The organism is Nonomuraea roseola (assembly GCF_039535395.1).
Lineage (GTDB): Bacteria > Actinomycetota > Actinomycetes > Streptosporangiales > Streptosporangiaceae > Nonomuraea > Nonomuraea roseola.
In genome coordinates this window covers 1-19,120 of the sequence record NZ_BAAAXC010000008.1, presented here as the reverse complement: position 1 = coordinate 19,120, position 19,120 = coordinate 1, and the positions used below count along the sequence as shown (strand labels likewise).

Here is a 19,120-nt window from a genome sequence, read left to right as displayed (position 1 = left end):
CCTGCACGACTCCGGCACGACCCGGCGTCGCTTCAGCGGAGCCGGTCGCGGGCGGCGGCGACGGCCGCCTGGCCGAGGCTGATCCCGCCGTCGTTCGGCGGCACCCTGTGATGGGTCAGGACGCGGAACCCGCGCGCCTCCAGCAGGGCCGTGGCCCGGCCGAGCAGCAGGAGGTTCTGGAACACCCCGCCGGACAGCGCCACCGTGTCCGGCCCGCCGGACTCCCTGAGGCGGGCGCACCCGTCGGCGACGACGTGCGCGATCGCGTTGTGGAAGCGGGCGGCGATCACCGCCGGGGCCGTGCCCGCCCTCAGGTCCTCGACGACCGCGCGGACCAGCTCGGCGCAGGGCACGACGAACGGCTCCCGCCCCACCAGGCGGCAGCCGTAGGCGCCGTCCTCCGCCTGGTCGGCCCACTGCTCCAGCTCGATGGCCGCCTGGCCCTCGTAGGTGATCGCGTCGCGACCTCCGACGATCGTCGCGACCGCGTCGAACAGCCTGCCCATGCTGGAGGTGAGTGGCGCGCTGACACCCCGGCGGGCGAGGGCGACGACGGCCTCCCACCGATCGGCGTTGCGCCGTACGACAGCGAGGTCGGCGGGCACGTCGCCCTCGTAGGCGGCGTCGAGGTGGGCGGCGGCCATGCGCCACGGCTGCCTGATCGCCGCCGCGCCGCCCGGCATCGGCACCGTCGCCAGCCGGCCGGCCCTCGTGAAGCCGGCCAGGTCCGCCACCAGGAACTCGCCGCCCCACAGCGTCGCGTCCTCGCCGTAGCCGAGACCGTCGAAGGCCACGCCGATCACCGGTCCCGCCACGCCGTTGTCGGCCAGGCACGAGGCGATGTGGGCGTGGTGGTGCTGCACCCCGACCAGGTCGACCCCCTCCCTGGCGAGCGCGTACTTGGTGGACAGGTACTCCGGGTGCAGGTCGTGGGCGACCACCTCGGGAGCGAGGTCGAACACCCGCGCGAAGTGGTCGACCCCCTCGGTGAAGGAGCGCAGCGTCTCGTAGTTCTCCAGGTCGCCGATGTGATGGGAGACGAAGGCGTGGCCGCCCCTCGCCAGGCAGAAGGTGTGCTTCAGCTCGGCGCCGCAGCCGAGGACGGTCCGGGGGACGGGCCAGGCCAGGGTGAGCGGGTGGGGGACGTACCCCCTGGAGCGCCGGATCGGCAGGTCCTCGCCGCGGAAGGCGCGGACCACGGAGTCGTCGGTGCGCATGTGGATGGGGCGGTCGTGGGTGAGGAAGGCGTCGGCGATGCCGCCGAGGCGGGGTATGGCGTCCTCGTCGACGTACACGATCGGCTCGTCGGAGACGTTGCCGCTGGTCAGCACGATCGGCGTGCCGAGCCTGCCGAGCAGGAGGTGGTGCAGCGGGGTGTAGGGCAGCATCAGGCCGAGCCACCGGTTACCGGGCGCCACCAGCGGCGCCACCTCCGCGTCGGCGCGCCGGCGCAGCAGGACGATCGGGCGGGCCCGCGAGGTGAGCAGGGCCTCCTCGGCCGCGTCCACGTCGCACAGCCTGCGGGCCGCCTCCAGGTCGGGCACCATGACGGCGAACGGCTTGTCCTCCCTGTGCTTGCGTTCGCGCAGCGCCGTGACAGCGTCCGCGCAGGCGGCGACCGCGGCCAGATGGTAGCCGCCGAGCCCCTTGACGGCCAGGACGCCGCCACGGCCCAGCAGGCGCGCCGTTCCCTCCACGGGATCGCCCGCGATCTCCTCGCCGCCGCTGTCGAGCAGGCGCAGCCGGGGCCCGCAGGCGGGGCAGCACACCGGCTGGGCGTGGAAGCGCCGGTCGGCCGGATCGTGGTACTCCCGCGCGCAGTCGGCGCACATCGCGAAGGCGGCCATCGTGGTGTTCGGCCTGTCGTACGGCACGCCGTGGACGATCGTGAAGCGGGGGCCGCAGTTGGTGCAGTTGGTGAAGGCGTAGCCGTACCTGCGATCGGCAGGGTCGCCCATCTCACGCAGGCAGTCGGCGCAGGTGGCCACGTCAGGGGAGACGAGCGCGCGCCGCGGCCCGCCCGTGGCGCTGCCGGAGATGACGAATCCGGCCTCGCCCGTGGCGGGAACCAGCCCCGAGCTGATCCGCTCGACCAGCGCCAGCGGGGGCGGGCTCTTCCTGAGTGTCGACAGGAACTCCTCGACGGTGGCGGGGGCGCCTTCGACCTCGATGAAGACGCCGCGCTCGTCGTTGCCCACCAGCCCGTCGAGGCCGAGCCCGGTGGCCAGGCCGTACACGAAGGGCCGGAATCCGACCCCCTGCACGATGCCTTCGACCAGGACCACGGCGCGGACACGCCTGCTCATCTCCTCATTGTCCGCCGGGACCCGTTACGGACAGAAGGGGGCCTGTCACGAGCTGGCAGGCCGAGCCCTGGTGACGGTTTCGGCGCTGGTTCTAGGCTGGGCGGATGACGATCCGTCCCGCCACCGCCGCAGACCTGGCCGAGGTCGCCGCCATCTACGCGCACTACGTCGCCACCAGCGTCATCACCTTCGACGAGGTCGCGCCGGAGGCGACCTTCTGGGAGGGGCGCCTGAGGGAGCTGGACGAGCGCGGCCTGCCGTTCCTGGTGGCCGACGTCGAGGGCGAGGTGGCCGGCTACGCCTACGCGAGCCAGTGGCGGCCCAAGCCCGCCTACCGCCACTCGGTGGAGGACTCGATCTACCTGGCGCCCGGCCGTACGGGGAGGGGGCTTGGCAGGGCGCTGCTGGGCGAGCTGCTGCCGCGCTGCGCCAAGGCCGGGGTCCGCCAGGTGGTGGCGGTGATCGCCGACACGGGCGAGCAGGGCTCGGCCGCGCTGCACCGCTCGTTCGGATTCGAGCCCGCGGGCCGCCTGAAGGGGGTCGGCTTCAAGCTGGGCCGCTGGGTCGACACCGAGCTGATGCAGCTCGACCTCACCGGGTGACGGCTCGCCTCAGTCGGTGACCGCGGCCTTGAGCTCCGCCTCCTCGCCGGGGCCGCCGCGCAGCGGGATCTCCTTGACGAAGGCTGCCAGCAGCGGCACCACGATCGCGAAGAGGATCGCCCACCAGAAGATGCCCGAGATCGCGTCGGCCAGCGCCGTCAGGAAGCCGGTGCGCACCTGCGGCGTCAGCTGGCCGAGCGAGGCGGCGTCCATCCTGCCGCCCGAGTCGACGACCTCGTCGGCCGCCCGCGCGCCGAACCTGTCGGTCAGGCCCGACAGCAGCTGGTTGTTGAAGATCGCGCCGAACAGCGAGACGCCGAACGAGCCGCCGATGGAGCGGAAGAAGGTGGAGGAGCTGCTGGCGACGCCGAGGTCTTTCTGCTCGACGCTGTTCTGCGCGATCAGCATCGTGGTCTGCATCAGGAAGCCCATGCCGAGGCCGAGGACGGCGATGAACACGCCGGTCTGCCACGAGGGGGTCTCCACGCCCATGAGCGACAGCAGGAACATCCCGACCGCCATGATCACGCCGCCGAGCACGGGATAGAGCTTGTACCTGCCGGTCTTGGTGATCGCCCTGCCGACGAACAGCGACACGACCATCGCCGCGCCCATCATCGGCAGCAGCAGCAGGCCCGAGTTGGTCGCCGTGGCGCCCTGCACGGTCTGCTGGTAGAGCGGCAGGAAGTTGATGGCGCCGAACATGGCGAAGCCGAGCAGGAAGCCGACGGCCGAGATCAGCGTGAAGTTGCGGTTGCGGAACAGCTGCAGCGGCATGATCGGCTCGGCGGCCCGGCGCTCGACGGGGATGAAGACGGCGATGCTGACCACGGCCAGCGCGGCCAGGCCGAGGATCTGCGGCGAGGTCCAGTCGTAGTCGTTGCCGCCCCAGGTGGTGATGAGGACCAGCGCGGTGATGCCGATCGACAGCAGGGCCGCGCCGAGCCAGTCGATGCGCGCCTGGCTGCGCAGCTTGGGCAGCTTGAGCTTCACCGCCAGCAGCGCCAGGGCGACGGCGCCGACGGGCAGGTTCACGTAGAAGGCCCAGCGCCAGTCGAGGTGGTCGGTGATGAATCCGCCGACCAGCGGCCCGGCGATCATCGCCAGCGACATGACGCCCGCCATCACGCCCTGGTACTGGCCGCGCTCACGCGGCGGGACCAGGTCGCCGATGATGGCCATCGCGTTGACCATGAGACCGCCCGCGCCCAGGCCCTGCAGCGCGCGGAAGGCGATGAGCTGGGTCATGCCGTCCTCGGGGCCGCCCAGCATGGACGAGCCCGCCATGCCGCACAGCACGGAGCCGAGCATGAAGAGCACGATCGAGCCCATGAAGATGTTCTTGCGTCCGTACAGGTCACCGATCTTGCCCCAGATGGGGGTCGAGACCGTCGTCCCCAGGACGTACGCGGTGACGACCCAGGACAGATGGGTCAGGCCGCCCAGCTCCTCGACGATGCGCGGCATGGCGGTGCCCACGATCATGTTGTCGAGCATCGCCAGCACCATGGCGGCCATCAGGCCCGGCAGGACCGCCATGACCTCGCGCCGTCGCTCCACCGATTCACTCCCCGATCTTGTAGATCCCCTTACTTGCCGACCGGCAAGCAACGGCTAAGCTAAGGTCTTACTTGCCGGCCGTCAAGCGATTAGGACCGTTATGCGAGACGACACCCGGGCGAAGATCCAGGAGATCGCGCTCAGGCTCTTCATCGAGCAGGGCTACGAGGCCACGTCCCTGCGCGAGATCGCCGAGGAGCTCGGCGTCACGAAGGCGGCCCTCTACTATCACTTCAAGACCAAGGACGACATCGTCGCCAGCCTGGCCGAGATGAGGGTGGCCGAGACCGAGGAGCTCGCGAGGTGGGCGCGCTCACAGCCCAGGAGCGCCGAGACCCGCAGAGAGCTCGTCGTCCGCTACGCCGCGCAGCTCGCGCAGTCGCGTCACCAGGAGATCACCCGTTTTCTCGAGCGCAACCAGACCGCGCTGCGCGACCATCCGACCATTCACCGGATGCGCGAGCGGATGATCGAGCTCAGCGCCGAGCTCAGCTCCCCCGACGACCCCCTCCACGTGAGGCTGCGCGGCTCCATGGCGCTGTTCACCCTCCACGCGGCCATGTGGCTGACCCACCACTACGACGTCACCGACGACGAGCGCCGAGCGGCCGCAAAGAAGGTGGCCCTGGAGATCCTCGAAGGCCCCTGCGACGATTGAGGCGCTCTGTCTTGGGCACGGGCATGCCATGACCGAGAAGAAGGAGACAGAACACGTCAAGGAGCTCATCGACGCCCTCTACACGGGCCAGGAACGGCTGAGCCGCCTGGAGATCAACGAGCGCATGACGGCAGCGGACCTGCCCGCCGACCTCATGGCGTACTTCGACCGTCTGCCGGACGGCGACTACGAACAGGAAGAGCTCGTCGAGACCCTGAACCAGATGATCCTGGACAGGGGCGAGGAGCGCGCGGTCGGACAGATCCCCGAGATCTAGGAGAGGGGTCCCCCCCAGTGGAGGCGACCATCGCACTGCGACTGCCCAGGGACGCGGCGAGCGTCCCGGTGATCAGGCAGACGCTCGACGGCACCCTGCGCTCGCTCGGCGTCATGCCGACGATCAGGGACGACATCGAGCTCATGCTCTCCGAGGCCTGCGCCAACGTGATCAAACACGCGACGCCTAGTGACGACTACACCGTGAGCGCCGGCGTCTACAACGACCGGTGCGTGATCAGGGTGATCGACACCGGCGCGGGGTTCGATCCGCACCAGGTGCGCGAGCCCACGCCCGGCTCGGAGCACGGGCGTGGGCTGCAGATCATGCGGGCCCTGGCCGACGACGTCCGCTTCACCCACCGCAGGGAGCGCGGCACGATCGTCAGCCTGGAGAAGAGGCTGCGCTTCGTCGAGGCTCCCTCGCCGACAGAGCGGCCATGACGGCCAGCGCCGCCAGGACGATCAGGGAGATGATGATCAGGGCGAGCGCGACGAGCCCGAAGACGATCGTCAGCGAGATGGCCAGGCTGAGCAGCGTCCAGATCATGGATCGTGCGCTGCCCGGTTCCTGGTACCTCATGCGCCTTTCAAGTGAGATGTCTCTTCCCAGCGAGCACTCTCAGCCCTGAAGGCCAGGCATCAGGTCGAGGCGGCGCAGGATGACGCCCTCCCGCAGCGCCCACGGGCACAGGTCGAGCTCGCGGATCTCGAACAGGTCCATGACCGCGTCGGCCACGATCGCGCCCGCGGCCAGCTGGGCCGCGCGCCCCTCGGACACGCCCGGCAGCGTGGCCCGCTCCTCGGCGGTCATCCTGGTCAGCTTGACGGCCCACTCGGCCATCGCGCCCCTGGTGAGCGAGCGCGAGACGTAGAGGCCCTCGTTGGAGGGCCTGGCCCCCGTGATCCTGGCCAGCTGCTTGAAGGTCTTGGAGGTGGCGACCGCGCAGTGCGGCTCGCCGTACCTGACCACGTCGCCGACCATGCGGCCGATCTCGGCGCGCACGTGCTTGCGCAGCTTGCGCACCTCGTCGGCGGTGGGCGGGTCGGCGGTCAGCCAGTCACGGGTGAGCCTGCCCGCGCCCAGCGGGAGGGAGACGGCCACATCGGGCTCCTCGTCCATGCCCGCGGCGATCTCCAGCGAGCCGCCTCCTATGTCGAGGGTCAGCATCCGCCCCGACGACCAGCCGAACCAGCGGCGCGCGGCGAGGAAGGTCAGCCTGGCCTCGTCCCTGCCCGACAGCACCTGGATGTCCACCCCGCAGCGGGCGTTGATCTCGGCGAGCACCTGCACGCCGTTGGCCGCGTCGCGCACCGCGGAGGTGGCGAAGGCCATGAAGTCCTCCACGCCCTTGTCCTCGGCGATCTCCAGCGCCTCGGTGACGAACTCCCCCAGCCGTGCGATGCCCCGCGCCGACAGGCGGTTGTCGTCCTCCAGATGCTCCGACAGGCGCAGCTCCTCCTTGTGGGAGGAGGCGGGGATCGGCCTGGCCCCTCTATGCGCGTCCACCACCAGGAGATGGACGGTATTGGACCCTATGTCCAGAACGCCTAGTCGCATGGGCGAACGCTATCGCTCGCGAGGCCGTACGGCGAAGCGGACCCCGAAGTGGTCGAGGGGCGAGCGCCGCGACAGCGCGGCGACCTCCCTGTCGCGCAGGATCGCGGCGAGCACCTCCGTGGCCGTGAGCAGCACCAGGTCCTTACCGGGGCAGGCGGCGGGCCCGTCGCTGAAGGGCACCTCGTCGGTGAAGGAGGTGATGACCGCCGCGATGCTGCCCTCGGGCAGGGTGACCCCTCGCCAGCGGGTCGGCGCGGTGGTGTCGCGCAGGATGGCCGGCGTGGTGGGCCACCGGTGCAGCGCTTCGAGCACCGCGGCGCGCAGGTGCTCGGGATCGTGCGGGCCCGCGTGGACGGCCGGCAGCGTGAGCGCCCGCCAGGCCGTGATGCCTGCCGCGTCGTAGGCGAACAGCCAGTGCGGCACCTGCCCCTCGGGGTGCACCGCGGGGTCGGTACGGGTCTGGGCCAGCACGCGTGCCAGGCTGCCCCGCTCGGCCCTGCGCAGATGCCCCTCGATCCGCCGCTGGAAGGCCACCCGCACGTCGGTCTTGCGGGCGCGCAGGTAGAACCAGTTGGCGTCGGCGCGCAGCCGGTCGAGCAGCCGGGTGACCGCCTCGTCGTCTCGGGCCGAGTCGCCCAGCACGATGCGGCGCGCCAGCCTCTGGTGCGCGGCGTGGAAGCGGCTCCAGGTCAGCACACCCTCGGTAGGGAGCGTCGCCATCTCCTGCGCGACCTTCTGCCTGACCTCCTGCGCGATCGGCTCGGGGCGCAGCACCTCCTCGTTGAAGGCCCTGCGCTGGGCGCGCAGTTCGGGGTCCCTGGTGATGAGCACCGCGTCGGGCTGGAAGTGGCTGAGCGCGCCCCTCTTCTCCCTGTTGGCGGGGGTGAACTCGGCGCCGTGCAGCACCCGCCGCACGTCGGCCTCCTTCAGCGGGATCACCGCCCAGCCGCGCAGCGGGATCCTGATCATCAGCGGTCCGCCGTCGTGCCTGTCGCGCAGCCGCGCCAGCAGCCGGTTGGCGCGGCTGTCGGCCCTGATGAGCGCGGCCAGCCGCACGCCCAGCCGCCACCGCAGGATCGCCCCCTGGACCAGGAGCGGCAGGGCGACCTCCGCGCCGAGCCGCAGCGTCTCCCACGGCGACACCCTTCCCTGCACCCTGGCACGCCGCCACCGCATCGGCCTGGTCGGGCGCAGCGCGGGATGGTGGTTGCCCGAGGGGTCGAAGGCCGGCATGCCCAGCGCGGGGTCGCGCAGGCGCAGCAGCGCGATCCTGTGCTCGCCCGCCTTGATCGCGAACACGCCCTCGGCCAGGCGGTGGGCGGTCAGCCGCACCTTCCCGTGGCGGTGCCGGTAGCCCCCCGGCAGCACCAGGTCGAGGTCGCGGCCGTCGCCCCCGTCGAGGATCCGCACCAGCGACCGTTCGCCCGCCAGCCGTACGACGGCTTCGCGCGGACCGCCGTCGAGGGCGGGCACGCCGAGCGGCGGGTGCTCCACGACCTCCAGCGTCGCGGTGTACAGGTCGCCCTGGGTGATTGTCGGCATGCAAGGGCGCTTACCCTTCCTGGTGGTCATGACACTCGGAGGGGGCACGCGCGGGCGCGCCGCGCACCGCCGACACGTCCCGCCCCCCATACCGGCCACACCGGCCTCCGCCGCGCGGCAATACTCTGAGCCAGTGACACGAACTCTTCGTCTGCTGGTGACCGGTGGCGGCACCGGCGGCCATACCTATCCCGCCCTCACCACCCTCGCCGCACTGCAGCGGCGTCGCGTGCCCCACGATGTCCTGTGGGTCGGCACGGCCAGCGGCCTCGAGGCCAGGATCACCGCCGAGCACGGCATCCCGTTCGAGGCGATCACCACGGGCAAGCTGCGCCGCCGTCCCAACCTGCGGGAGCTCGGCACCAACCTGGCGGACCTGTTCCGCATCCCGCTCGGGGTGGCGCAGGCGATCGCGCACGCGGCCCGCTACAAGCCCGACGTGGTCCTGTCGACGGGCGGCTACGTGGCGGTGCCGATCGGCGTGGCGGCCAGGCTGCTGCGCCGTCCGCTGGTCATGCACGAGCAGACCACGGTCGTGGGCCTGGCCAACCGCATCCTGGCCAGGATGGCCACCCGCATCGCGCTCTCGCACGAGTCGTCGCTGGAGTACCTGCCCGCCTCGGTGCGCGACAGGGCGGTCGTGACGGGCAATCCCGTGCGGCCCGAACTGCTGCACGGCGACAGGGCCGCCGCCTACGACCAGTTCGGGCTGACCTTCGAGGTGCCGCTCATCTATGTGACCGGTGGCGCCCAGGGCAGCAAGCAGATCAACACCCTCGTCACGGAGATCCTGCCGCGGCTGCTGCCGTACGCGCAGATCATCCACCAGTGCGGGCCCGCGTGGATCGACCAGATGCGCGCCATCGCGCTGCCGCCCCACCTGGCCGAGCGCTACCACCCTGTGCCCTACGTCGGTCCTGAACTGCCCGACCTGTTCGCCGCGGCCGACGTGGTCATCTCGCGCAGCGGCGCGGGCACCGTCTCGGAGCTGACCGCGATCGGCAAGCCCTCGCTGCTGATCCCGCTGATCCCGAGCGGCGGCGACGAGCAGCGCAAGAACGCCGGCTACCTGGCCTCGGCCGGCGCCGCCAGGGCGCTGCTGGAGCCAGGCCCCTCGGCCGAGCTGCTGCTGGCCGAGCTGATGCCGCTGCTGGCCGACCCCGCGCTGCGCGCGTCGATGGCCGAGGCCGCGCACAAGCTGGGCAGGGTGGACGCGGCCGAGATGCTGGCCGACGTGCTGCTGCAGTCGGCCAGGCCGCCCCAGTGACGCGGCGCTCTCAGCCGTCGAGGTAGCGGAAGGCCTCGTGGGCGGAGCTCACGCTCCGCCTCAGCGCCCTCTCCAGCCGGTCGGCGTCCTCCGACAGCCTGGAGATCTCCGGTACGGCGAAGCCGTCGGCTCCCGACTCGGCCACCAGCTCCTCGTAGCGCGGCAGCCTTGCGCGCAGCTCCTCGATCTGGCCGTGCGCGTGGTAGGCCCGCTCGGCCTCGGCCACGTGCCCCGCGTAGCGCTCCAGCGCCTCGACTCTGGCCGCCACGGCCGCCTCGCTGTTGAGCAGCGCCCGTTCGAGCGGCTGCACGGCCTTGGCCACCTCAGGGGCGATGCCGTCGGCGATGAGCTCGTTGTGCTCGGCGCGCAGGGCCGACAGCTTGGCCAGCAGGCGGGCGATCTCCCACTCCTGCTGGGGCAGCATGACGGAGTTGCGCACGTCGTCGAGGAGCCCCTCGGCGTTGACGTGCGAACCGAGGACGGAGTTGATCGCCCGCTGCGTGCGCGCCAGCAGCGGGAGCGCCTCGGCGTCGAAGTCCTCGCGCAGGTAGTAGCGCCCGTCGTACCAGCGGGCCCGCTGGATGAGGTCGCCCTGCCCCTCGGGCTCCTCGTCGACGGGCTTCATGGCCGACAGGCTCCTGCTGAGCAGGAGGAGCAGGATCGTGCCGGTGGTGAGGATGACCAGGGGGATCAGGCCGGCTAAGAAGAAGACGAGGTCGAGCAGCACCAGGCCGACGGCGCCCACCAGGACCAGCCCCCGCGGCAGGGAGTCGTCGTCGAGTTCGTGCTCGGGCGTGAGGCCTCGCCTGATCCTGGCCAGCAGCTGGGCGTTCGACCTCAGGCTCCAGGCCACCTCTTCGGGCACGCTCGGGTCGACGACGACTGTCACGTCCTGTCCAGACATTGCTTGGATCATACGGTCGCCCGTCCAGATGGCGGAAGGCTTCGCTGCCCTCGCCGACGCCGCGCCGCGGGGCCTCCGCCACCTGCCAGGTGCCCGCTGCCGGACCTTCGATCCCGGGCACGGCCTGCGGGCCTGTCGGGCATCCGCCCCTCGCGGAAGCTCGACAGCGGCGCGGCGCGGGCGCGTAACCTCCCGGCGCCCTCCTCCGGCACGCCAGAATCCATGATCGTAAATGGTTGATCCCCCGTCATGCGGGGGATCATACGCCGCCACCGGGGCGCACCAGCCCGCTCTCGTAGGCCAGCACCACGAGCTGCGCCCTGTCGTGCAGCCCCAGCTTCGACATGATCCGGTTGACGTGCGTCTTCACCGTCGCAGGGCTCATGAACAGCGTCTCGGCGATCTGCCCGTTGCTCTGTCCCTGCGCGATCCTGCCCAGCACCTCCCGTTCGCGCGCCGTCAGCGCCGTCAGCCTGCTCTCGTCACGGCGCGCGCCCGGCCTGGCCGCGAACTCCTCGATGAGCCTGCGCGTCACCCCCGGCGACAGCAGCGCGTCGCCCCTGGCCGCCACCCTGACGGCCCGCCGCAGCTCGGCCGGCTCGGCGTCCTTCACCAGGAAGCCGCTGGCCCCCGCTCGCAGCGCCTCGTAGACGTACTCGTCGAGGTCGAAGGTGGTCACCACGACCACGCGCGAGGTGCGGGCCGCGACGATCCTGCGGGTGGCCTCCAGGCCGTCCAGCTCGGGCATCCTGATGTCCATCAGCACCACGTCGGGCCTGAGCGCGGCGGCCTGCCGTACGGCCTCGCGCCCGTCGGAGGCCTCCCCCAGCACCGACAGGTCCCGCTCGGTGTCGAGCAGCGCGCGCAGCCCCGCCCTGACCATGGGCTGGTCGTCGGCGAGCAGGACGGTGATCATGCCGGCAGCCACGCGGCCACGCCGAAACCGCCCTCCGGCCTGTCGCCGGTGCTGAGCGAGCCGCCGACGGCGGCCACCCGCTCGGCCATGCCCGCGAGGCCGTGTCCCGCGCTCCCGCCGCTGCGCGCTCCCCTGCCGTCGTCGACGACCTCCACGACCACCCCTCCGCTCTCGTAGCGCAGCGTCACCTGCGCCGCGGCTGCTCTGGCGTGCCGCACGGTGTTGGTCAGCGCCTCCTGCACGATCCGGTAGGCGGTCAGCTCGACGACCGGCGGCAGCGGCCGTCTGTCGCCCTCGAAGGCGAGCCGCACCGGCAGCGCGGAGGAGGCGACGAGCTCGCCGAGCCTGGCGAGCCCCGGCATCGGCGACCTGCCCGCCTGGTCGCCGTCCGCGTGACGCAACACCCCGAGCAGCCCCTTCATCTCGGACACCGCCTCGCGGCTGGCCGTGCGGATGACGCCCAGGGCCGCGCGCGCCTCGGGCGGCCCGCCGGCGCGCTCGACGGCCTCGGCCGCGACGGCGGCCTGCAGCGCGATGAGCGAGATCGTGTGCGAGGTGACGTCGTGCAGCTCCCTCGCGATCTTGAGGCGTTCGTCGCGGGCGCGCCTGCGCGCCTCCTCCTCGCGGGTGCGCTCCAGCTCGGCGATGTAGCCGCGCCTGGCCCTCGACACCTCGGCCAGCTGCCCGGTCAGCGCCACGACCAGCGCCCAGACCAGCAGCGCGCCAAGGTTGCCCGCGTCGTAGGCGAGCAGGGCCCCCGCCGCGGGGAAGGCGACGAGGAAGGCGGCGCCCGCCCAGCCCTCGCGCCTGCGGCCCTCCGCGATGGCGGTGAACATCGCGATCAGAGCGGGGACGGCCCACAGCGCGTAGGCGTAGCCGAGGGCGAGCACCACGGCCGCGGTCAGGCAGCAGACCGCCACGCTCACCTCCGGCCTGCCACGTAGCCAGGCCAGGCCGAGCGCGGTGGCGCCCAGCAGCGCGTAGCCGAGCGCGTCGAGAGGGCGGGCGCCGTGCTGGTTGCCCTGAGCCATGATCGTGGAGATGACGACGACGACGGCCGCGCAGGGGACGAGGACGTATCTGGTCACATCGCCAACGTAGGCCGCCTCCGCCGTCGGGGGCATCCACCCCACGCGGTATTCACGCCTTCATGACGCCTGCGTCGAGCACGCCTGAGCGGCCGTCCAGCATGGCGCGCCGGGCCTGCCGTACCGCCTCGAGGACGTTGCCCGCGGCGCTCGGGGAGTCCTCGACGCTCATGCGCAGCTCGATCTCCATCGCGGTGCCGCCGAACGCCTCGCCCTCCAGCCTGATGTAGGCGATCTTCCTGTCGGCCAGGAAGGGGATGTACTCGGCGCCGACGTGGACGTTGCCCTCGGCCGACATGCCCTTGGCCTTGGTCGCCTTCTTGCCCGCCATCCTGGCGGGGTCGCGCATGGCCCTGAAGTCCATGTTGCCACCGGCGTTGAGCTGGTAGGTGTCGCGCAGCCGTACCCCTGCCCTGGTCAGGGTGTCGACGAGCGCGCGGTGCACGAGCGTGGAGCCGAACTGGCTCTTGAGGTCGTCGCCCACCAGCGGCAGTCCCGCCGCCTCGAACCTGCCCGCCCACTCGGCCGAGCGGGCCAGGACCGCGGGCATGCAGTTGACGAACGCGCAGCCGGCCAGCAGCGCGGCCTCGGCGTACAGCTCGGTGGTCCGCTGGTGCCCGACAGGCAGGAAGCTGACCAGGACGTGCGTGCCGGTGGCGCGCAGCCGCTCGGCGACCGCCTGGGGGGTGGCCGAGCCTCTGGCGTCCTCCAGGTCGCCGAAGTCCTCGCCGAGAACGCCCTCCTCGACGCGCACTCCCAGGTGCGGCACCTCGGCGAAGACGGCGGCGTTGTTGGGCGCGGCCCAGATCGCCTCGGACAGGTCCTTGCCGATCTTGGAGGGCGTGACGTCGAAGGCGGCGGTGAAGACCACGTCGCCCACGGCGAAGCCCGCGCTGTCGGGGTAGTCGCTGCCCCTGTAGAACTCCACACCCTGCACCAGCGAGGAGGCGCAGTTGCCCACGCCGACGAGACCCACATGTACTTTGCTCATGATTGGTATATCTTGCCGAGGTCCGCGACCGACTGCCGCATCAGGTCGCGCAGTTCGGCGGGGGCCAGGACCTCGACGCTCGCGCCCATCCGCAGCAGCAGCCAGCGGGCGTGCCTGACCGACTCGATGGGCACGGTCACCGTCCGCCACCCGTCGGGGTCGGGCTCCGGCATCGGCACGGGCATGCTGAGGGTGTACTCCAGCAGGCTCTCCGCGCCGGGCTCGAACCTGATGACGGCCTCGGCGGTGTACATCTTCTCCCTGAAGTCCTTGGCGTAGGCCTGCCAGAACTCCGCCAGCTCGAAGCCGGGCGGCCGCTCGAAGCGGCCCTGCAGGGTCTCCATCGCCAGGATGCGCGAGACGCGGTAGGTGCGCGGGTCGCCGCCGGGCGGGGCGGCGACCATGTACCACGAGCCGCCCTTGAGGACCAGCCCGTACGGATGGATCACCCTGTCCACCTCCTGGCGCCCCCACCGCCGGTACCTCATGCGCAGCGGACGGTGGTCCCACACCGCCTCGGCCACCTCGGCCAGGTGCGGCACGTCGTCGGCGCCCCGGTACCAGCCCGGCACGTCGAGGTGGAAGCGCTCGCGCATCATGGTCGCCCGGGAGCGCGGCTCGGGCGGCAGGGCGGCCAGCAGCTTCAGCTCGGCGTTGGCCGCCACCTCCCCGAGGCCCAGCTCGGCCGCGGGGCCGGGCATCCCGGCCAGGAACAGCGAGGAGGCCTCGGCCGCGGTGAGCCCGTTGAGCCTGGTGCGGTAGCCGTCGAGCAACTGGTAGCCGCCCGCGGGACCGCGGTCGGCGTAGACCGGCACACCGGAGGAGGACAGGGCCTCGACGTCGCGGTAGACGGTCCTGACCGACACCTCGAGCTCCTCGGCCAGCTCGGTGGCGGTCATGCGGCCGCGCGTCTGGAGCAGCAACAGGAGGGAGAGCAGACGGCTGGCGCGCATGTCCCCATTGTGTCCTCAGGAGAAAAGGGGTTGAGCCTCACGTAACGGGAGCCTTTAGCGTCCTCGGCATGAAGTTCACCGTTCACGACACCTTCTCCGCGATGGCCGACCTGCTGGAGCGCCCTCTCGAGGAGCGCCCCGCCCTGCTGACGGCGATGCTGGCGCCCATGCGGGCCTCCATCCCCATGCCGGGCGACAGCGTCGACCTCCACCACATGGGCTCGGGCTTCCGCGTCGACCGCGAGGACGAGCGCTACCTGCCCGCCGTGCGAAACCTCATCGACAGGGACGTCAGGGGCCGGATCGAGCGGGCGCTGGCCGACGCCGCCGACCGTCTGAGGAGCTTCGACGGCCCCGACCACCTGAACGTGATGTTCGTTCTCGGCGACCCCGACGACGACTATCTCATGGACGTCGCGGGCGGCTACTACGGCATGGGCTCCTACGGCGACTGGCTCTACGTCATCGCCTGGCCCCGCGAGGACGTCATCGACAGGATCGCGCACTGCGCGGTGCACGAGTTCCACCACAACGTCCGCTTCCGCAACGTCGAGTGGAACCCCGAGACCGTCACCGTCGGCGAGCACGTCGTCGCCGAGGGCCTGGCCGAGGCGTTCGTCCGCGAGATGTCAGGCCCGGGGGCGATGGACTGTCCACCCGCCACTCAATTTTTCCCCCCCTCTACCCATCCCACTCGTAGGACGCAAGCCCCGCCCACCGCTTTCCCCGCAGCCTCGCCCCGCGCACAACGCATCCGGTCTACCTCGCCAGGATCGAAAAAGACCACCGATATCTACAAGACCATCATGCTCCGAGAACCCCCGCGCATGCCAGAACCCCAAGAATACACCGGACAAGGTGACACATGAGATTGTCAACCCTCAAACACAGCACCATACTACGGAATGCTCAATATACAGTGAGTAGCGTTGAGACATGTAACATATTACAGGGAACGGGTAAGACGCACAAAGTAATAGGACTAGCAGTGTGTGAATCAGTAATTTATTATCGTACGAATTCTGTTATTTATTGTGTAAAAGAGCGTGTACAACTGGCGTACGCGAAACAAAAACAAGCAAAACAGGAGGGAACACAATAATACACTGTTGGGTGGGCGTCGAGAGGAACAAAGGTATATGGGGACGGGCAAGCCCTACAGGAGCGTTGGGGGGCATAATGGGAGGTGGGACGTGGAAAGGTTGTGTGGAAATACTCACACTAAAAGATAGCTAGTGAAAGACAATCTAGAATACCCAAGCAAAGACGAAAGCCGGTTCTAGGATAAGCATTCTGAAAAAACCGAGGGGGTCATTGGCTAAAGTACAGTACCTGCAGACAGGTATTCGCGGTTTCTTAAACTTTTGTTCATTAATATGTTTCCGGAGATTGTCAAAAGCATATCAACATCTGACCAGGACAAGCGTACAGCGGCGCGACGTAGTCATCCCGAGGCGGTCCAACTTGGGTGTAATGAGACATGAAGCAGGTCCACGCGCCGCGGCGGTGCAGCACGGCGTGCCGACAGGGGACTATAGCACGGTCGGTGTAAAAACGAGCCGCCGAAGTTAGCACATGTCACAGTGGGGAGGCGGCTGAGTTGCATCCCCACTAGTTTCTCAATGTACCACAACTCTTCTCTTCTGCGGGGCCAAAAGCAGCACGTGTTCCGGTCGACTAGAGAGGCGGACGAAAGGTATGGCGCTGAAGGGTGCGGCTGAGAGGGGTGAGCACAGGCCCCGACGGGCCCTGTTTAGCGGGGGTGACGGGGCGGTCTGTGTCGGGGGGGTTCTGGGTGAACTTCCTATTGTGAGCTGCCGGGCGTACACCCCACCCAGAAGTTGGCAGACCATCCCCCCCACAAACACATCCTCCACATCTAAGGCCACAGGCTACCAACAACCGAACACGCCAGAAGGACAGCCCCGCTCAGAAACAAACCAGCTGCCCGCCACAAACAAGCGACCACGGTCATCCCGAGCACCCACCGCCATGCAAGCGGGGGGGCATTGATTTGTTTAAATGCACTGCGACAGGGACAAGCGTGCTGCAGCTACGACAAAGGCGGAGCTGATGACCGTCCAAAAGGCCCAAGGGTGCTGGACCCCATCATACCTGCCGCGGGAGACGGCAATTTGCTCGGCTCCCTTGGTGCAGGACATAGTGCAGCCGCGACAAACGCACCTGCAGCGGGCATAGACCATCCGCGATGTTTTCAAGCTGTATTAGATGTCTTACGGCGTATTATAAATAGAAAAAAAGTGAGTGCCCGTATGTTTTGCGGTCTTTTCGTTCGCGGTAACGTTCTTTTTTCATTAGCCGCACCGCTGTGCGACCGGCCGGGGCAAGTGGCTGTGAGTGGTTCAAGTGGGGTTTATTCTAGGTGCAAGATAGAGCACTCGCCATGAAGTATCTATGCTTCGTTTTCTCGCCAAGAAATAAAAATTGGCGCGGTCAGGTCCCGCGATGAGTCCGCACGCCCCAAAAGTCCATGGACACAACACACAAGACCAGCGATGGACATCACGGTAGTAAAGCCAATCCTTGAACAATATCAGAAAAAGGCAATCGTCTAAACATAACTCACAAACACGAAGAGGAGGATGATATACTGAACAGAGGGAGGTGATACAGCCGCTCATCTTCTCTTAGGTTTCAGATTTCCCAAGTCCAATATCAGCCGGCCCCATGACGAACCTTACCTCCCACAAACGAGGCAGGCCACGGCAAAGCGCCCCCTCACCCCCTATCGTACCGCCAAACGAACCCCGTCACAAGGGCCCAGATCCCGAATCCGACCCGACCATCTCCATCCCACACTCAACTCCCCGCCCCGTCAGAGTCTATTCCCCCCCCTTTCCTCGGCGCCCCACCCCCTCCCACCGCACCAGGACCGGGGTCGGCAAGAGAACAAGAAGGCAGAGATCGTTCGCCCCTAACCCCCCATCAGGCTGCGCAGGGGCCGGATGAAGCGGCGAGCCGGGCGTCGTTACCCGACATCACCCACAACCCTCCGGCTCGGCATCACGCCGATGGTTGGAGAGATTTTAAGAGTCCACCATTGCGCCCTCACTCACAATCCGACCAGCCCCGTTCTCGTCAGAGAGGACTCCCCCCCTACTGCCCCCCCCTCCGCACCCCCCCAAACTTTCCCCCGCCTCACCTGCACTGGACAGTCCGTCTACTGTCATGACCGCACCCCGTGATACGATTGTCACAGTCCCCCTCGTTGCCCCCTGCCCCCGGTGAAGCCCATCGCCGTTTATACCCCCCCCGGCCGACGCGGCAATCCACGCCACCCCCGCTTCCATCTCACGCACCCATGCCCAGGAACCTGGCAGCTGGACCGCTACGGCAAAACGGTTACCCTCCCCTCCCTCCGACTCCCGGCACGAGGTACGGCTCTTTTGATTTGTCCGACGGTGAACGGGGCAGTGCTACAAGCAGCCCCCGGCCGTCACACCTACCCACCAGGTCCCCACGCCCGCTCCGCGCGCCCCCTCCCCTCATATCCTGTGGGCTTTTCCCGCTTGTAGGAGTCTTCTTGCCGCTCGGGTGGTGGTCGTCCGAACAGGCTAGGCGCTGTGGTTGCGGTTGGGGTCGCGCAGATGTGCGTGCTTGCCGAGCCATTCCGTTCTTCGGCCTACGCCCGTGGCGAGAACGCCACACGTGTCGGCCTCACCATGTGGGGGCTGGTTGCTTGCGGACGCCGTGCAGGCCACGGGGGGGGAGCTGGGGGGTTCGTATTCTTTTTTCTTTTACATTGCGTGGTTCGTCTCAATTACCAGAGCGATGAGGATAGCCGCGTTCTTTTTTATTTCCGTATCTAGAAGGGCAGACGTGATGGTGGGGCTAGAGAGGTATACAGTACCGCGGTGGGTGGACGGCGTGTTCTTCTTTTACCGAACGTCTGGCCATCTCGAGCCCCGGCGCCGCGTGTGACGTCAAGGACGGCGGTAATGTGTCTTCCTCGCCCGAGGGGTGCCGGGGCCCGGCGCCCGCCTGTAACAGGCTCCTGGCACGGGATCCCCGGCGTGATGGGGGGCCCGCCGGGTTTTTCGTTTCCGCTCTTTCCCCTTTTTTCGCTAAGTCGGTCCTTGCGTCTGTAGATACGGTTTCGTATTTTCGCCGGTCTTCCTTGTCCTCTTACCCTTTCTCTGCTCGCGCTCGCGGTCTGCTAGTCACTCTTCGGGCTCGGCACGGTCCGTCCCCCTTTTTTCTTTTTTTTTCTGTTTTTTTTGTTTTTCTTTTTTTTTTTTTTCTGATTTTTCTTTCTTTCTTGCGGTGCAGACCAGCGTCGACGATAACAGTCCTCGTACGCCCCATTCCTCGTCCCGTACCTCCTCCTGAGCCGTCGGGCCCGTCCCCTCCCCACACGTACCCACAGCTCCCGTCTCGCTAGAGACTTTCCTCCCGTTCCGTCGTCCGTCCGTCTCGCGCCCCGGTTTCCTCCCTCCCTCCCCCATCGTCTCGCGGGCACCCGTTCATCTGCCCCC

Annotated in this window: 16 protein-coding genes; 7 read left to right on the top strand and 9 right to left on the bottom strand. The window is 68.8% G+C overall.

The features are described 5' to 3' along the window. Window positions 1–32: 32 nt before the first annotated feature. Complete coding sequence (gene hypF, locus ABFX55_RS08420; RefSeq protein ID WP_346119279.1) at window positions 33–2,306, bottom strand: carbamoyltransferase HypF; 2,274 nt, start codon at window positions 2,304–2,306, stop codon at window positions 33–35. 104 nt (window positions 2,307–2,410) lie between these two features. Here hypF and ABFX55_RS08415 point away from each other — a divergent pair, with 104 nt between their 5' ends. Continuing rightward, window positions 2,411–2,908 (top strand): GNAT family N-acetyltransferase, encoded by a 498-nt coding sequence (locus tag ABFX55_RS08415; RefSeq protein WP_346119277.1) that lies wholly within the window; start codon window positions 2,411–2,413, stop codon window positions 2,906–2,908. Between the two features lie 9 nt (window positions 2,909–2,917). Here the strand turns inward: ABFX55_RS08415 and ABFX55_RS08410 are convergent, their stop codons facing one another. After that, the gene (locus ABFX55_RS08410) at window positions 2,918–4,468 is read right to left on the bottom strand and encodes an MDR family MFS transporter (protein ID WP_346119275.1); all 1,551 of its coding nucleotides are present in this window, start codon (window positions 4,466–4,468) and stop codon (window positions 2,918–2,920) included. A gap of 100 nt (window positions 4,469–4,568) precedes the next feature. On the opposite strand from ABFX55_RS08410, the gene ABFX55_RS08405 reads away from it, so the two are divergent. Genes ABFX55_RS08405 through ABFX55_RS08390 form a run of 4 tightly spaced genes read left to right on the top strand, consistent with a single transcriptional unit; the run spans window position 4,569 to window position 6,034 of the window. Further along, a complete protein-coding gene (locus ABFX55_RS08405; protein WP_346119273.1) occupies window positions 4,569–5,126 on the top strand; it encodes a TetR/AcrR family transcriptional regulator in 558 nt (185 codons plus the stop codon). Between the two features lie 28 nt (window positions 5,127–5,154). Beyond that, a complete protein-coding gene (locus ABFX55_RS08400; protein ID WP_192775618.1) occupies window positions 5,155–5,403 on the top strand; it encodes a hypothetical protein in 249 nt (82 codons plus the stop codon). 17 nt (window positions 5,404–5,420) lie between these two features. After that, a complete protein-coding gene (locus ABFX55_RS08395) occupies window positions 5,421–5,846 on the top strand; it encodes an ATP-binding protein (RefSeq protein ID WP_346119271.1) in 426 nt (141 codons plus the stop codon). Then, on the top strand, window positions 5,843–6,034 hold the full coding sequence (locus ABFX55_RS08390; RefSeq protein ID WP_346119269.1) for a hypothetical protein: 192 nt from the start codon (window positions 5,843–5,845) through the stop codon (window positions 6,032–6,034). Before ABFX55_RS08395 ends, ABFX55_RS08390 begins: the two co-directional genes overlap by 4 nt. On the opposite strand, the gene ABFX55_RS08385 is transcribed toward ABFX55_RS08390, so the two are convergent. Together ABFX55_RS08385 and ABFX55_RS08380 are read right to left on the bottom strand one after the other, a co-directional pair. Then, window positions 6,025–6,963 (bottom strand): Ppx/GppA family phosphatase, encoded by a 939-nt coding sequence (locus tag ABFX55_RS08385; protein ID WP_346119267.1) that lies wholly within the window; start codon window positions 6,961–6,963, stop codon window positions 6,025–6,027. The two genes, ABFX55_RS08390 and ABFX55_RS08385, sit on opposite strands and share 10 nt — an antisense overlap. 9 nt (window positions 6,964–6,972) lie before the next feature. After that, window positions 6,973–8,505: a cytochrome P450 family protein gene (locus ABFX55_RS08380; RefSeq protein ID WP_346119265.1), complete on the bottom strand. Its 1,533-nt coding sequence runs from the start codon at window positions 8,503–8,505 to the stop codon at window positions 6,973–6,975. A gap of 133 nt (window positions 8,506–8,638) precedes the next feature. Between ABFX55_RS08380 and murG the strand changes: the two genes are divergently transcribed. Then, window positions 8,639–9,772, top strand: coding sequence for an undecaprenyldiphospho-muramoylpentapeptide beta-N-acetylglucosaminyltransferase (murG, locus tag ABFX55_RS08375; RefSeq protein WP_346119263.1), 1,134 nt, complete (start codon window positions 8,639–8,641; stop codon window positions 9,770–9,772). Between the two features lie 10 nt (window positions 9,773–9,782). Here murG and ABFX55_RS08370 read toward each other — a convergent pair whose 3' ends face one another. From ABFX55_RS08370 to ABFX55_RS08350, 5 genes are all read right to left on the bottom strand, one after another. Next, window positions 9,783–10,676 carry a hypothetical protein gene (locus ABFX55_RS08370; protein ID WP_346119261.1) on the bottom strand — a complete coding sequence of 298 codons (894 nt, stop codon included), beginning with the start codon at window positions 10,674–10,676 and terminating at the stop codon, window positions 9,783–9,785. A 259-nt stretch (window positions 10,677–10,935) separates the two neighbouring features. Next, entirely contained in the window at window positions 10,936–11,592 is a 657-nt protein-coding gene (locus ABFX55_RS08365; RefSeq protein WP_346119260.1) for a response regulator, read from the bottom strand. Beyond that, entirely contained in the window at window positions 11,589–12,680 is a 1,092-nt protein-coding gene (locus ABFX55_RS08360; RefSeq protein ID WP_346119258.1) for a sensor histidine kinase, read from the bottom strand. Before ABFX55_RS08360 ends, ABFX55_RS08365 begins: the two co-directional genes overlap by 4 nt. A 52-nt stretch (window positions 12,681–12,732) precedes the next feature. Continuing rightward, window positions 12,733–13,671: an inositol-3-phosphate synthase gene (locus tag ABFX55_RS08355; protein ID WP_346119256.1), complete on the bottom strand. Its 939-nt coding sequence runs from the start codon at window positions 13,669–13,671 to the stop codon at window positions 12,733–12,735. Then, window positions 13,668–14,624 (bottom strand): helix-turn-helix transcriptional regulator, encoded by a 957-nt coding sequence (locus tag ABFX55_RS08350; protein WP_346119254.1) that lies wholly within the window; start codon window positions 14,622–14,624, stop codon window positions 13,668–13,670. The genes ABFX55_RS08355 and ABFX55_RS08350 overlap by 4 nt, the downstream gene beginning before the upstream one ends. A 68-nt stretch (window positions 14,625–14,692) precedes the next feature. Here ABFX55_RS08350 and ABFX55_RS08345 point away from each other — a divergent pair, with 68 nt between their 5' ends. Beyond that, the gene (locus ABFX55_RS08345) at window positions 14,693–15,493 is read left to right on the top strand and encodes a DUF2268 domain-containing putative Zn-dependent protease (RefSeq protein ID WP_346119253.1); all 801 of its coding nucleotides are present in this window, start codon (window positions 14,693–14,695) and stop codon (window positions 15,491–15,493) included. The last annotated feature ends 3,627 nt before the right edge of the window (window positions 15,494–19,120 follow it).